This is a genomic window from Lysinibacillus sphaericus (assembly GCF_006864135.1).
Lineage (GTDB): Bacteria > Bacillota > Bacilli > Bacillales_A > Planococcaceae > Lysinibacillus.
Genome location: NZ_SADV01000025.1, coordinates 38,607 through 53,727 on the forward strand (window position 1 = coordinate 38,607; position 15,121 = coordinate 53,727).

Here is a 15,121-nt window from a genome sequence, read left to right on the forward strand (position 1 = left end):
TAGATTGATGAGTTCACTTTACGCAATGTTCGCTATTGTGCAGTCATTAATATTTTGACATCTCCAGCTTTTTATAAACTTTAAGTTTGCCTTTATAGTGATTTAACATAAATGATTTGCTAGAAATGAAAAATCCCGATTATCAACTATATGATAATCGGGTAGTTTACTATTATAAAAGTTCTTTACGTAATTCAGCAGCTGATTTTGATGATAACAGACCGAATGGGATATCGAATACTGTTTTTGCACCTTTGTCTCCTGCTTCGTTTAAGCGATAAGCTGCACGTGCAAAAGCTACTAGAACACTAGACGTGAAGTTTGGATTACTCTCAAGCTTTAATGAGAATTCAAGAATTTGTTTTTCGTTAGCGCCGCTTTCACCACTACGAATTACGAATCCACCGTGTGGCATGCCAGTGTGGTTTGCTTTAAATTCCTCTTCAGAAATAAAGTTTACTGTAGTGTCATACTCATCAAAATAATTCGGCATCGTCACGATTTCTTGCTCAACTTTTGCAGCATCTGCACCTGCCTCAAGAACAACCCAGCATTCACGTGCATGTTTTTCACGCGTTGTCAGCTCAGGATTTTCGCCATAGCGAACACGGTCTACAGCCTCTTTAATTGGTAATGTGTATTGTACAGCATTATTAACACCTTCGATACGACGAATAGCATCTGAGTGTCCTTGACTTAATCCATCTCCCCAGAAAGTATAAGTTGTGCCCACTGGTAGAACTGTCTCCCCAAGTATACGATTTAATGAGAATAAACCCGGATCCCAGCCAACTGAAATGACTGATACTTTTCCAGATTTTTGAGCTACTGCATCGACTGCATCGAAAAACCCAGGAATTTTCGCATGTGTATCAAAGCTATCAATTGTATTAAACCATTGTGCAAAATGTGGTCCTTGCTCTGGTAAATCTGTAGCTGAGCCACCACATAAAATCATTACATCAATGTCATTTTGGAATTTTTCAGCATCATCTACTAAATACACACTTGCATTACTTGCGATGTTTACAGTTGAAGGATCGCGACGTGTAAATACCGCTACTAATTCCATATCTGGATTTTGCGAGATAGCATACTCTACTCCGCGCCCTAAATTTCCATAACCAACAATACCTACTCGAATTGCACCCATTAAAAATTCCTCCTCACGATTACGTGACTCTGTGAAGCTTTTCACGTTAAATCTAATTACAATAATACGTTTTGTTAGGAAAATTCACAATAGTTCGAGTACGTGTTTTTCTCTTGAAATTATACAAGTTTTCTATGATTTCTATTCGTTAATGGCATGAATACGGTTACATTTTACTAATCTAACGGCTAACCTTTAAGTTTTCGTTAAAGCCTTGTAAATTGAGACTATTCCGACCGTATGTCTTGTACAATAACACTAACGACAAAGGGGGCATGTTGAATGAAAGGTAATTGTTATTCACCAAGCACAACAATGGAACAAGGAGAATTACTCACTCGTCCATTCCAAAATGCACAAAAATCTAATACAGCTTATATCGAAACTGAGGCAATGCACAAAAAGATTCCACCCAACACACACCAATGTTTAAGGGTTATACCTTTTGGCGTTATAGAAGAAACCCTAAATATCTCCATACAAAACCAAAGAGTCAATGAAGCTTACTTTTACCATAGCGGAAAGGAGATAGTACGCTGGTTAGTTAAAAAAAGTGAATACAATAAGTAATAGCACTCCTCACAGTATTTCCTGTGCCAATTCGGCAAGACGCTCTTCATTCATAATGTGATAGCCATTCTTTTTCTTCTCTAAAATTTTTTCTTCGCAAAATTGCGCAAGTACATATAATAAATGTCGATAGGAAACCCCTAAATATTCACAGATTTCAGTATGCTTTTCTTTATAAACTCCTTGATCTGACGAAAATTGAATAAATGCAGCCAATCGATTTTCAAGTGGAAATGCTTGATTTTGTGTATATTTTGACGTCATTTTGAACGCCTTTTCCCCTAAAAACACACAAAGTTTACGCAAAAATAGTACATCCGTGAGTAACTTTTCTTTGCAGGACTGTGTAATCGAAAAACAAATCGTCTCGGTTACTGTCTGAATCCCCTTCGTATATCTTGCCTCATTAAGCAACTCAATTTCCCCCATAAAACGTGGTGCCTCCAAGTAATCGATAAGCGAGACCTTGCCATTTTTATGTGTCATGTATAGCTTCGCCTTCCCTTCGATCATGTAGTATAGCGTATCTGGAAATGACCCTTCTTGAAAAATCCATTCACCTTTGTCAAACTTACATATTTCTAGAAATGGATCAATTTTAAAAGAAAAAAAATCATCTATTGGATATTTATCAAGATAATAAGAACGTTCTTCAGCTGTCAGTATATGCATTATTTTACTCTCTCCTCCGAAATGTGAGATATCTCACATTATTGTAACGATGAACGTGCTATTATTCAACATAGTTAAATTGGAGGTACAAAAAAATTTATGAACAATCAACGATGGCTTTCTCAAAATTTCTTTGCATTTTTCTTTACATGGGGTATTTTCTTACCTTACTGGACTGGGTGGCTTGTAGATGCCAAACATCTTACTGTTTCACAGGCTAGCGTCGTAATGGGCTGTGGTCTTTTAGCACGAGCAACATCAAATCTATTTTTCTTCCCGACGCTTGCAAAATATGTGAATAATAAACGACTCATTAGTATTCTTGCAATAGGTGCACTAATCACAACTTTACTTTACATACTAAGCACGAGCTTTATCTCGCTTCTTATTGTTACCCTTTTATTTAGCGTTTTCTATCCAGCACTGCTACCTGCCGTTGAAAGTAGTGCGGCAACGCTCGTACAGCATGGAAATGTACACTATGGCAAAAGCCGTTCCTATGGTTCCCTTGGCTTTGTCATTGCAGTATTAATCATTAGTATGCTGACAGGTGCATTTGGCAATGACATTATCTTCTGGAGTATGGTGGTCGGCCTGATCGGTATGCTGTTGATGCAACAAATGGCTACACCTAAAGAGTTACTCGTTGTACCGACGAAAGAACAACGTGCAAAATCATTGTCGATGAAAACATTATGGTCTATTAAAGGCTTCCCTATTGTTTTATTAGTCGTTATTCTGTTGCAAGGCGCACATGCTTCTTATTACAGCTATGGCTATATATATTTAGGAGATTTACATGTTGATCCATTCTATATGGGGATGATTATTAACATCGCCGTTATTTGCGAAATCTTATACTTTATGAAGGCTGATACATTATTTAAAAAATGGAGCTCATCTTCTTTATTACTTTTAGCAGCAAGTAGTTCTTCGCTACGTTGGTTACTTATTTACCTATTCCCTAATGTCTGGGTATTTATCGCTTCTCAAACATTGCATGCATTTTCTTTCGCTCTCGCACATTTCGCTTTTATCGGCTATTTGACAAAAACATTGCCGAAGGAGCAAATTCCGAATGCACAAGGCCTCTACTCTGCATTAGCAATGGGATTAAGTACAGCGATCCTTACATTTTTAGGCGGCTATTTATACGAGATTTCACCTGGACTATCATTTGCAGCAATGCTTATTTGTACTGTTCCAGCAATCGGTATACTGCTTGCAACTAGAAATAAATATCAATATTAAAAAAATGCAGGTAGGAAAGTTCTTTGATCTTTCCTACCTGCATTTCTAAACGCTCACCTTGGATAATAAGAAAATCCAGGTTATTTATACAACTGGCCATTTTTCCTTTCTCAATACGTTAAGAAGTTCAGGACCAATCTTTAAATTGCTTTGTACTAGCTCAGATGGAGTAAGGGCCATCCATTGATTTAACGAAACATCCTGAAATCTATCACTTTTAAATATTTCAAGGAACCATAATGTCTCTGTGCCGGTATTCTCAATGTAGTGACCATTTGCAAACGGCACGTACCCTACATCTCCTGCACGATAATCGAATGTTCGAGCTACACCATTTGCAGCAAACACTGTCATACGCCCTTGACCTTGAAGGTAATATTGCCATTCGTCATTATTCGGGTGCCAATGCATCTCTCTCATTGCACCAGGCTTAATCTCGACAAGCGCTGCGGCGATATTTTTTGAAATAGGAAAGTTTGTTGAATCCACAATTCTAACGCTACCGCCAGGAGTTTTAATAGGAGTTTGGGCAAGCAGGCGATGCTTGAAGGTTTGAGGGACTGTACCGTATGGGGATTGTACTTTTTGTGTGTCTAGAGGTCCTGGAACCTTATCTTGATAAATATAGACCTGTTCTTTCGGGATATGTGTAAAAGCACTCAAAGGAACACCAAAGTTAGAGGACAGCACATCTTTAGGAGTATGAGCAAACCAATCAGATATTGAAAATGTACTAAGATCTGAAAAATGTCCATCATCAAACACCAGTAAAAATTCACAGCCATCATGAAGACCCTGTATGGAATGCGGAATTCCAGGTGGGAAATACCATAAATCTCCCGGTCCTACATCAGCAATGAAATTACGCCCATTTTGATCGACTGCTGTAATGCGTGCATGGCCAAGAAGCATATACGACCATTCTGCTTGTTGATGCCAATGCAGTTCCCGTACTCCACCTGGTGTCAAACTCATATTAACACCTGCCAATGTAGTGGCGATTGGCAAATCACGAACAGTAATTTCTCGAGACCAACCGCCATTTTTTAAAACCATATGCGTATCAGAAAAAGAGAATTTTAAATTTGGTACAAGTCCAGCATCTGTTTTTGGAGGGACAAGCATATTAGGATTTTCCAGATCCCTCATAAAATCTCTCGGCCCTTTATCAACCCACCCCGCCCCATCTTTCCGAATAGGCTGCGGAACATAAGAATAGTCCTCTGGCATGTTCTCCAATGGATTCACCTCTTCATAAAGAAATCGTTATTTAAATATGTATGGATTTTTTACTTGGAATATTCTTCTTTCCCTTTCAGCTTAGTTGCGAGGATAGCAGAGGATGTTGGTGTTAAATAGATTTCTGTAGTTTGGCTAACATTTTACATGCCTTCACCATTTCCGGAATATATGTATTGGAGCGATATTTCGATAACATAATGACCAACCCCCTTTACGATTTTAAACTATATATTCGCTTTTTCCCTTAAAATCCCTTTGTAAAATATCGCTTCCTTAAATAGAGGTGCGATGCAGTTTTTCATAAATTTATTTCTTTTTCAAAGTAATCGCGACTTATGTATAACGGTTTTAACCTAAAATGCTTAACCCATCTTATTTTATTATCCCTTTTTAACCAAATTTACAGTTGGAATGTTATCGAATAATTTTACATATATTTACTTCGCCCCAAACGTCATTGCAGTTTGCTATCACACCATTATTTTAATTTCCCAGATAAAATCAAGTATTATTTGAGATCCGCAAAAGCCTTCGAACGCTGCGGCTTTTCATAGTATAAAAAAGATAAAAATGGGGAGTTGTACCGATGAATGCAATATCTATCCTACTGTCAGTGGTATATTAATAAATTAAAAGTTAGTAGACCAAATTAATTCATTAAATTTTAGAGCGCAGTTTTAATCGCTCTTTTTAGATTTAAACTCATAATTGTTCATTTAGTTGCTGTAGCGTATGGTGACACGGCGGCTATTTCCATGATAAAATTTACATATATTACATAACGAGGTGCTAACATGGAAAATAATACTTTAGTTTGTAAGGCTTGTGGTAGTGATTCCTTCGCACAAGGTGAATTAGGCGGATCTATGGCAAATGTAAAACCCATTAAGCTCGATATGGTCCATTTTTCGAGTTCGCCACTAATTTTGACTATTTGTACGAATTGCGGAGAAGTAGCTTCAATGAAAGTTAAGAAAGTTGATAAGTTTAAATAGCTCTTATAGTTAAACTTTGGGTCACTTCCAGTTGAGTGACTCTTTATTAGTTTCTTTCCTCTTGTAAGATTACTTACTTGGATTAAAAATTAATCATTTAGAAATGAACTACTCAAGCACTAAGGAACTGTTCTAGCTTAAAAGTACTGAAATCAACCTTTCAGGCACATCGGAGCAAGAATCTAATAACCTTTTTCTTTACCAATTTTGGGATACATGAATTTTGCTAATATAAAAATAACCCCACAAAAACAATTATGCCTCGGCATAATTACGTCCGGAATGGCTTTGTGCTTAGGCATGTAAATGTTTTTTGCGCGAAAGCGTAGTGCTAACGCAGCATCAGCAATGTGTTTTTTGCCTTCGAAACGCAGCGTCAGCAACATGTTTTTTGCCTATGCGAAAGCAAAGCGTCAGCAACAGCACCGATATTGGTCACTCAGTCGTTGCCACATGACATGGCGTTCTTAGACTGGGTTCCTCTGTTTGAACACACGTATAAATCCGCATTTATCTCACCTCCTATAGGAGTGGTAGACTTCTGTAGCTGACGCTTCGCCTTTTCTACAAAAAACATTTGCTGGAAGAAGTTAAAGAAAATCCGTTCCATATCTAAAAAATAGGAGGTGGATAACATGCATTATTTCCAAGTTTTTTTCCTTACTTTATTTTTAAGTGTCGTCAGCTTTTTTGCTTTAGGCGCAACAGGATTCCTTGCCTATATTGATGGTATACTAATGTCTATTGGGCTAATAATAGTTACTTTACTTTCTATTATTATGAGCTTATTAGTGAGCATTAATAGACAATTAAAAAAGAGAGTGTAAATGGATAAAACGACAAAAAAGGAAGACCTTTTATTGGGAGAATTAATTCACCATAACCAACCCTAAAAAAGAGGTCTTCCGCTACACATATAGGACAGTGAGTTTTTGTTGTAGCGATTTTCATAATAGCAACTGGAAATAATTCTATAAGGCACAATAAAAACTCATTATTAAAGAAACTACGCTAAACCATTAATACATAATAAGTATATATTTCACTAAAGTAATTTAGCATATTTTTGGATATATCCTACCAAAAAAAGTTCAAACATTAAATATTTCCCCTTGTGTAATTTACCCCAAGCACGTTCACTTCACTAATTCTAGAATATATGAATATAAATGATTACATGATTTCCTTTACTAACCTCGATTTTTTCTCAAAAAAAACGATTTGTCGGAAATGTAGTAGCAATTGCATTTTTCGTAAAAATATTATGGTAAAATATCTCTTTATTCTTTAAGCATCAGGAAAGAAGGAAAGATATGGAGAAAGACAAATCAAAAAAAATTAAGAAGAATTTTAGCCCGAAAGACGCTATTTTTGTATTCTCTTCTTTTACATTCGTTTGTGTAGCTATCATTTTCGCTTTAATAGTTTATGATGTATTCACAGTACAGGATTTCCTATCATTCAATCAGCCATTCACCATGGTAACGTGCGTAGTTCTCGCTTCACTTAGTCTACTTTTGTTTGGGGTAATTTTAACTTTGTTTAATCCCTCGAAATACATAGACGAAACAAACAAAAGCTATCAAGACTATTCGTTGTTAAATATGGGTGCCTTTATGTTTATAGGCGCGTTATTTGAAGAAGTTTTGTTTAGGGGAATTATTCAAAATTTACTACTTGTATTTTTAGAACACCCGTGGACTGCCATTATCATTACAACTTTATTGTTCATTGGGATGCATACTCAATACTTCAAAAAACCTATAATGTTAATAAATATAATCGTTCCAAGTTTAATTTTCGGATGGATCTATTGTCAAACACACAATATTTTAGTACCTTTTCTTGTACATTTTTTGATGAATATCGGAATGACACTATTATTCAAATACAATTTAATAAAAGTTAAACATTAAAATATACACAGGATTAATGAGGCTTGTCGACGAAATAGCTTGATAAATTAATTCCTATCAACTATTGGTTCATGCCGGATTCTTCACTTGAATTAATTATTCTTTTCTCAAAAGGTTACGCCTGAAAAGAGCCACCAAGATCATCATAGATCAATTGATATTCTAGGTTACTATTTATAGCGGAATCATAAATTTTCCATTACAAATAATAACAAATCGTTTATAATACTATTTGAATGAAAAAACACGATTCGGTTGGTAGTCCGGATGCATCATTAATATGATGTCAGTAACCTTCCCCTCCTCGGGATGTCCATCATTCGATTTTAATATGAGGAGGGACCTACTATGAAACTAACCATTTTTTATGATGGCCAATTTTATATAGGGCTAATAGAAAACATTTCCGAAAACAAATACAAAGCATACAAGTATACTTTTGGGAATGAACCTAAAGATCAAGAAGTCTTTGATTTTGTAAATAAAAATTTGTTGGATTTTATCAAAAATAATGATAAACATGATGGAATACCTATCCAACAAATTAAAATGAAGAAAATCAACCCTAAAAGGCTTCAAAGAAAAGTTGCAAAAGAACTAAGAAATCCAAGTATCACCTCTAAGGCCGAAGAAGCGATAAAAGCCGAATTGGCACTTAGAAAAAAAGAAAAATCTATTACCAGTAAACGACTTAAAGAAGAACGCAAAGAATATATTCGGAATATCAAAGTTCAAAAGTCTAAAAATAAACATAAAGGTAGGTAATATCATTCTTTTTACTGACAACTAATGTTGTCAGTTTTTTTATTAGGGATTTGCTAAACTTTTAATATTCTCCACCTTTTTCTTTAAAAATCGGGGACTTCTTTCAGGGGAAGTTAATTTTGTCAAATTTGTCTTCCGCCAAATCTACTATAAAATAATTCCCTATAGTTGATGTTCTTATAGCCAAAAGCGGGCTTCTTTTAGAATCTACATAAGACTTCATTTTTTCTTGGTTGCAATTTCAAAAAGGATATTTAAGCCCTTTTCCAACTCTACTTCTGTTCCATAGGCATATGATAATCGAATATGCTGAGTATCTTGCGGATCGTAAATATAGCCAGGATTAATGAGAACTTGTCGATGCAATAGCTTGGTGAATAACTCTTTATCAACGATTGGCTCATGAAACTTTAGCCAAATATAAAAGCCACCTTTCGGCTTATCCCAACTAGCAATGTCCTCAAATTTTTCTTGTAATATACCCTCAACAAAATTGGCCCTCCGTATTAATTCTTTCCGCAAACTCTTAATATGCTTTTCATACTTCCCTGATTGCAACCAATGCAGCACAATTTCCTGTGAGATGGCGCTTGATCCGTAATCTGTTTGCATTTTTATATCTGCTAATCGCTCAATTACTGTAGTTGGACCAATTAACCAGCCAATACGAAGTCCGGGGCTTAATGTTTTCGAAACACTGCCAATATAAAGGACTTGCCCGCTTTCATCCATTGATTTAATTGGTGGCGTTGCGGCTTCAAAGAGCAATTCATGATAGACGTCATCCTCAATAATAGGAATACGAGATTCTTTACACGCTTGATATAGTTGCCTTTTTTCAAACGACGTCCATACCCCACCAGTCGGATTGTTTAAAGTGGGAACAGCATAAAATACGGCCTGTCTTTTTCTTTTCTTTTGGGCTAACGTTTGTGCGAGCTGTTCATCACGATCGATAGACAGCATTTGCATACCTACAGACTGGAAAGGATGGACTGAATTTAAATAAGACGTCTGTTCCTGGAATACGATAGAACCCTGTTCAAGTAGTCCTACAGCAATCAACTGCAATGCTTGAAGTGCACCAGATACAATACAAACATTTTGCGGCTTTGCATGGATCCCTCTTTTTTTCACGTATTCGCAAATCTCTTCTCGAAGTTTATCGCTACCTTGTGGTGATGAATAGCCTAAAGCTTTCGGCTGCAAAGAGAGCTCTTTCAAAGAAGCTTCAATTTCAGTGGTGGGCAATAAACTAGGTGCTAGCTCACCAGTGCCTAATCGAATGATATCATCGCGCTGCTCGTATTCATTGATTAATTGAATGGTAAGATAATTCGGCTTATGGAGACTTGTGTCTATGTACTTTTGCCAATTTGGTTGTGTTTGTACAATTAATGAATCCCAGGAATTTTGTGCCACATAAATACCTGAACCTACTTTCGATTCCAATATTCCTACCGCTTTTAATTCTTCTAACGCCTGTTGAACAGTACTACGGTTTACCCCAAACTGCATCGCTAGCTGTCTTTGTGTCGGTAGCTTTGTTCCTGCCACCCAATCCCCCCGTTCAATATGTTCAGTAATCCACTGAATAATTTGCTGTTGTAATGTCATTTTTCCCTCTCTACTTGGTTGCCAGCTCATCGTATCACCTCAAACTTGCGAAATTGGATGGCTTAAAAACCATCCAATTGGTCGTTTTCTTTTAGTTATAACATATTTAAAATGTTTAGTGAAAGGAGGTATTTCATTGGAAGCATTTCTACATGGAATAATTTTAGCATTTGGACTTATTTTGCCCCTTGGCGTACAAAATGTCTTTGTCTTTTCCCAAGGTGCAACACAGCCCCATCTAGTTCGTGCCTTACCCGCCAGCATCACTGCCTCAATATGTGATACGCTTCTAATACTACTTGCGGTATTTGGTTTATCTATAATTGTGTTGCAATTTGAGTGGTTACGTATCACCTTGATGAGTGTTGGGATACTTTTCTTACTCTATATGGGCTATACAATTTGGCGTTCAAATCCTGCATCTGCAGATAATAACGAAGCACTTCCAGTAAAAAAACAAATTTTATTCGCAGTTTCTGTCTCTCTCCTAAATCCACATGCCATTTTAGATACAATAGGAGTTATCGGAACGAGTGCCTTAAAATATAGCGGGACGGAGCAAATGTTGTTCACTACTGCATGTGTTTTAATTTCTTGGTTGTGGTTTTTCGGTCTTATCATTGCTGGAGCATCCTTAAAAAAACTGGATAGCTCTGGTAAGCTTATGAATATTTTTAATAAATGCTCAGCGATTTTTATTTGGGGAACCGCTCTCTACCTTGTTAGTGATTTACTGTAATCTATGTCATAAAAAACGCTCAGGATACTGTTTTTTATGAAAAGCCAAGAGTTGAGTAAGGCTCTTATATTTCCCGATCCTAAATACAATGTGCAACAAATGCAATTTCTTAGCTGAGCTAATTTCAATAGTAGTTCAGCTTTTATTTTTGTTTAAAGATTTAGGTAGATATATTTATAGTATCTGTAAATTTAACTAACGGAGCAGCAGTTTTAAAAGTATCGAAGTAATTGGAGCTATTTTCCGGAACATTTTTTACATTTACTTGATTACATTGGATAATATGTAAGTTAGATTACGAGGTGAAGTTAATTGTTAAATAATTTAGGTATGTCTTTTATATGGATGTTACTTGCTTATACAGTCGCAACGTTAGTAGTTTTTATACATATGTTAATCTCCAATAAATTTTACGGTGTCCAAAATGCGAAGCAGGCAGGAACAACTTTTTTAAAATCACCAGTTTATGTTAAATCTAGACCCTACCAGGTTCTTTACAATGTTTTAATATTTCCAATTTTTCTATGGCTATATAGCAAAGGGATTGATACGGATAATGTAAAAGAATTTATCCTTAATACGGTTATCCAATGGACAATACTTTCTATAATAATTGATTATATTAGTTGGGTTTTAATTCCCCATAAATTTAGGTTAACACATAAAGAATTTTATATTGATTATCAACCTTATATTACTTTAATCTATGTTGCAATTTTTGTTAGTCATTATATAGTAGGATTTTTCATTTCGTAAATTTTGTAGGATTCATAACCCTTTATTTTTCTTATACTTAGGGAAGCACATAATTGAAGGTGCTTTTTTACTAAAGAAAATGCTTCCCTATAATAAGTTTACTGCGTGTTGGACAATCGTACTCCCTTTGTCGAATGAAAAAGATTATGCCTTCTTGAAAATGCTATCAAAGTAATCACGCCAATAGTCAACTAGCCAATTATTATATGTATGATACAAAGGCAACAATTTCTCAACATCCTTAGAATGTATTAAACAACCTCTATCATCGTACATATGAAATAGTAGGTCCTTATCAGTACTAATAAAGTACGCAGATTGTCCAATAGAAGGTACTCTTCCTTGTTCATAATTCCCTATACCCTTAAGTATTTCCTGGTAGGGTATAGACTTTAATTGTGCGTATACAAATTTCACTTTGTATTCAATATTAACTTCTATTGTTTGAGACGTTACCTCATCATAATCCTCCTCTATCTCGAATAACGTTTCCTCTTCTATATTTTGATCAATTAATAAACTGTACAGATATTCTGGAGTAGTATTTCCAAACATAATATCCTCTGTAACTTCCCAATCTTTTATATAAATATAAATAGAATCATCGGGCTTGAACACTTCTTCAAACAATGTTGTTACTCTTTTTACAACTTGATTTAATCTATCTTCAGTTCCATTTTCATAGGGCTCGCCTAGTTCAAACCTTAGATGCCATTCACTTGTTAGGTTGGGAAAATGGCTATCGATATACTTCATTATATTTTCCTTCATTGGAGTTACTCCCTTATATAAATTCTTCTATTATATAAATAACGTTACCAACCGCTTATTGAACTAGTTGAATAAGGCACTAACTTTAATTAACATATTGAGAAATATAAGGAATAATAAAACTATATGTATCCACACTATATATTTTACGAATAATCCCGCCCAAACATTCTGTCGTAAAGCATAGTGTAGAACAATAGAAAAAAATAAAAGACTGATTATTGCACGAAGGATACTACCTTCTACAAAGAATGAAACTACATTTATCAATACAGATATACTAAATAAAATGACATATACCTTAAATATCTTTTCTTTCCTTTGTCTCTCGTGTTGGAATTGATACATTACTTTTCACCTCGTGTTTCTCAATTGAAGTTTCATCAAGAACACAAACACTTCAACCCTTGTAGAAGCTATATTTTAATTCAATGGTTTAGTAAAGAAAGTCTTCACTTGTTGGAGAAATGCTTCCGCTCTAATTTCTTTCCATAGAATACTTGACCTATCAAATGTTAACAATGTATGGCTTAATTTAATATATGTAATTTTTTCCTTATTCAACTAAATTGCGCTTCGTTAGTTCAATAAAAAAGAGCTGCATATGCAACTCAATGATCTTTAATAAATGCCTCTGTCAGTACGTATGTACCACTTTTGCCAGAACAAGTGATTATAGAAGTTGAAAATTACATAATGACACTCTTATTTAAAACGTTTAATAATTTCTTCTCGTGAGTATTCATCAATCCAATCGCCGTATTTTTTATACAAAGGGTATATGGTTTCTTTATTAGTTGCAATGACCTCGCATCCTCTATCATCATAAATAAAAAAGATCACATTTTTAGTCATATTTATAAAAAACACATCTGGATAGTTTGAACCTGACCCCCATTTTTTATCAAACCTAGGTTTTAAGGGGAAATCCTCATTACACGCTGCTTTAATAAGCAATGGGAATTTAAAATCTTGTTTGCGGCACTTTAGGGAAAATCGACAAGTATAATAATCGTCAACTTCTTCAGCATCAAATACATACGGTAAAGTTTCTTGTGTTAAATGGAATTTTAATTTTTTATTTTTTACATAGCGATCATAAACCTTTATTCGATTTTTCTTCATTTCATCAGACCTATGCTGATAAACATTCGTAACCAGAAAAATTTCATCCAAATCAGAAAAAAGTTCATTGAAAATAGACAATGCTTGACTGTATACGCAGTCAAACATTTCGTGATTCAGACTACCATCATCTTTAAGCTGATAAATCCCCATTCCTAATTCAAAGTGAATTCCTATACTCCATTGATGATAAAGACTAGGTGCCAAAGTAAGCCCTGGAAAAGCATTATGTAAATATTGACCTACATCTATCGTCATTCACTCCATTCTTTCTAGTGATTTTATATTACACTAACCTGCGCCGTTAGTGAAACGTATCCATCAAAAACCCCTTGTTACAAAGCAATGGTTATTAAGTCAAGTTCAACGAATTCTATTACAAATTTAGGTGATGGGCAAAATACATACTGTTGATAGGAATCTTCTGCTGCTATTTGAATAATATTTTCAATAACCTTTGATAGTGGCATCTTCAGCCAAGGTAATGTACTGAAAAAGGTGGTAGGTCGTCTTGTAAGAAAAGATACACTGAATTCTCGGTGTAAAGTTCTTCACCGTTTAAAAAAGATGCAATCTTATCGCTATTAACATTATGTATCACGAATTTGTTATTCATTTTCTCTAAATCTAGACTTACCCATTCAATTATAGGGATGCTCGCAATAAATTCAGTTTTCATTTTCGCCTTTTCCTCAATATCTAACAGCCTAATACTTTCTTTAGTTGAGAACGGCTCCAACATCCAATTTAATTGCATCTGCAATTCATCTTTTCTTTCTCTTTTTGCTTTTGTAAGAGAAACTCTAATCTTATTTTCCGATCATTCGTGTTCATTGTCCACCTTCTCTTCTTACTGTTGCTTGTTTAAACTAATCTCTCATTTATCTTCCCATTCTAATAGCTTACTATACGTTTTAATTACGCCCCAAAGTGCTATTTTATATACATTTTTTCTCACTCTCAACTAACTTGCTTAAGTTAGTTCAATAAAGAAAAAAACTAGCATTTAATCTAATTTTTTTACAAATAAAACTCTGTCTTGATTTGGTCCGTCATATTCAGTATTTACTGATAGACCATCAACAATTCTATCTCCATCTTCAATTTCAATTTCAAAACCCATCTTGGTATGATAGGCAATCGAAACTTTGTTGACAGGTGACGTTACACATCGAACAATACTCCGATTATTTTGTTTTACAGTATAAAAAAATTTATTGTATAATTGTTGTCCAATATGATGCTTTCTGTATTCAGGATGAACTCCAACAAAATGAATATACGCCTCATTTGAATGAGTTTGAGAAAGGAGTCCTATTAGAAAGCCTACAAGTTTACCATCCTTTTCTGCAATGAAACTTGTTAGTGTAAAATGGTCGAAGAATAGTTTTGGTAACATATCCGACATATTCCTCCCACCCCACCACTCATTGATTAGCGGCGAAATTACATAGTAGTCTGAACCTGTAACTGAACGAATTTCCAATTTAATCCCCCCTTTTTATGTAAAAATCCATTTAAACTAATAGTAACATTATAGTAAATTTTA

16 protein-coding genes are annotated in these 15,121 nt (G+C 34.9%); 8 read left to right on the forward strand and 8 right to left on the reverse strand.

Annotated elements, in window-relative coordinates:
- Positions 1-172 precede the first annotated feature (172 nt).
- The gene (locus C7Y47_RS20455) at positions 173-1,153 is read right to left on the reverse strand and encodes a diaminopimelate dehydrogenase (protein ID WP_142510442.1); all 981 of its coding nucleotides are present in this window, start codon (positions 1,151-1,153) and stop codon (positions 173-175) included.
- Positions 1,154-1,435: 282 nt separating this feature from the next.
- Here C7Y47_RS20455 and C7Y47_RS20460 point away from each other — a divergent pair, with 282 nt between their 5' ends.
- Entirely contained in the window at positions 1,436-1,723 is a 288-nt protein-coding gene (locus C7Y47_RS20460) for a hypothetical protein (protein ID WP_142510443.1), read from the forward strand.
- A 9-nt stretch (positions 1,724-1,732) separates the two neighbouring features.
- On the opposite strand, the gene yeiL is transcribed toward C7Y47_RS20460, so the two are convergent.
- Entirely contained in the window at positions 1,733-2,395 is a 663-nt protein-coding gene (yeiL, locus tag C7Y47_RS20465) for a transcriptional regulator YeiL (RefSeq protein ID WP_142510444.1), read from the reverse strand.
- A 99-nt stretch (positions 2,396-2,494) separates the two neighbouring features.
- Between yeiL and C7Y47_RS20470 the strand changes: the two genes are divergently transcribed.
- Positions 2,495-3,646, forward strand: a complete 1,152-nt coding sequence (locus tag C7Y47_RS20470) for an MFS transporter (protein ID WP_142510445.1) — start codon at positions 2,495-2,497, stop codon at positions 3,644-3,646.
- Positions 3,647-3,730: 84 nt separating this feature from the next.
- On the opposite strand, the gene C7Y47_RS20475 is transcribed toward C7Y47_RS20470, so the two are convergent.
- Positions 3,731-4,876, reverse strand: a complete 1,146-nt coding sequence (locus tag C7Y47_RS20475) for an oxalate decarboxylase family bicupin (protein ID WP_142510467.1) — start codon at positions 4,874-4,876, stop codon at positions 3,731-3,733.
- An 806-nt stretch (positions 4,877-5,682) separates the two neighbouring features.
- Here C7Y47_RS20475 and C7Y47_RS20480 point away from each other — a divergent pair.
- The 4 genes from C7Y47_RS20480 (at position 5,683) to C7Y47_RS20495 (ending at position 8,564) form a co-directional block, all read left to right on the forward strand.
- Positions 5,683-5,883, forward strand: a complete 201-nt coding sequence (locus C7Y47_RS20480) for a hypothetical protein (RefSeq protein ID WP_142510446.1) — start codon at positions 5,683-5,685, stop codon at positions 5,881-5,883.
- A gap of 635 nt (positions 5,884-6,518) precedes the next feature.
- Positions 6,519-6,710: a hypothetical protein gene (locus C7Y47_RS20485; RefSeq protein WP_142510447.1), complete on the forward strand. Its 192-nt coding sequence runs from the start codon at positions 6,519-6,521 to the stop codon at positions 6,708-6,710.
- A gap of 486 nt (positions 6,711-7,196) precedes the next feature.
- A complete protein-coding gene (locus C7Y47_RS20490; protein ID WP_142510448.1) occupies positions 7,197-7,799 on the forward strand; it encodes a CPBP family intramembrane glutamic endopeptidase in 603 nt (200 codons plus the stop codon).
- Positions 7,800-8,147: 348 nt separating this feature from the next.
- Positions 8,148-8,564 (forward strand): YjdF family protein, encoded by a 417-nt coding sequence (locus C7Y47_RS20495; RefSeq protein ID WP_142510449.1) that lies wholly within the window; start codon positions 8,148-8,150, stop codon positions 8,562-8,564.
- A gap of 219 nt (positions 8,565-8,783) precedes the next feature.
- On the opposite strand, the gene C7Y47_RS20500 is transcribed toward C7Y47_RS20495, so the two are convergent.
- Positions 8,784-10,211 (reverse strand): PLP-dependent aminotransferase family protein, encoded by a 1,428-nt coding sequence (locus C7Y47_RS20500; RefSeq protein ID WP_142510450.1) that lies wholly within the window; start codon positions 10,209-10,211, stop codon positions 8,784-8,786.
- 106 nt (positions 10,212-10,317) lie between these two features.
- Between C7Y47_RS20500 and C7Y47_RS20505 the strand changes: the two genes are divergently transcribed.
- Together C7Y47_RS20505 and C7Y47_RS20510 are read left to right on the forward strand one after the other, a co-directional pair.
- Positions 10,318-10,920, forward strand: coding sequence for a LysE/ArgO family amino acid transporter (locus C7Y47_RS20505; protein ID WP_142510451.1), 603 nt, complete (start codon positions 10,318-10,320; stop codon positions 10,918-10,920).
- Between the two features lie 312 nt (positions 10,921-11,232).
- On the forward strand, positions 11,233-11,676 hold the full coding sequence (locus C7Y47_RS20510) for a hypothetical protein (RefSeq protein WP_142510452.1): 444 nt from the start codon (positions 11,233-11,235) through the stop codon (positions 11,674-11,676).
- Between the two features lie 144 nt (positions 11,677-11,820).
- On the opposite strand, the gene C7Y47_RS20515 is transcribed toward C7Y47_RS20510, so the two are convergent.
- From C7Y47_RS20515 to C7Y47_RS20530, 4 genes are all read right to left on the reverse strand, one after another.
- A complete protein-coding gene (locus C7Y47_RS20515) occupies positions 11,821-12,447 on the reverse strand; it encodes a DUF3885 domain-containing protein (RefSeq protein ID WP_142510453.1) in 627 nt (208 codons plus the stop codon).
- A 705-nt stretch (positions 12,448-13,152) separates the two neighbouring features.
- Positions 13,153-13,830 carry a DUF3885 domain-containing protein gene (locus C7Y47_RS20520; protein ID WP_142510454.1) on the reverse strand — a complete coding sequence of 226 codons (678 nt, stop codon included), beginning with the start codon at positions 13,828-13,830 and terminating at the stop codon, positions 13,153-13,155.
- 214 nt (positions 13,831-14,044) lie between these two features.
- Positions 14,045-14,329 carry a hypothetical protein gene (locus C7Y47_RS20525; RefSeq protein ID WP_142510455.1) on the reverse strand — a complete coding sequence of 95 codons (285 nt, stop codon included), beginning with the start codon at positions 14,327-14,329 and terminating at the stop codon, positions 14,045-14,047.
- A 249-nt stretch (positions 14,330-14,578) separates the two neighbouring features.
- The gene (locus C7Y47_RS20530; protein WP_142510456.1) at positions 14,579-15,058 is read right to left on the reverse strand and encodes a GNAT family N-acetyltransferase; all 480 of its coding nucleotides are present in this window, start codon (positions 15,056-15,058) and stop codon (positions 14,579-14,581) included.
- Positions 15,059-15,121: the final 63 nt, after the last annotated feature.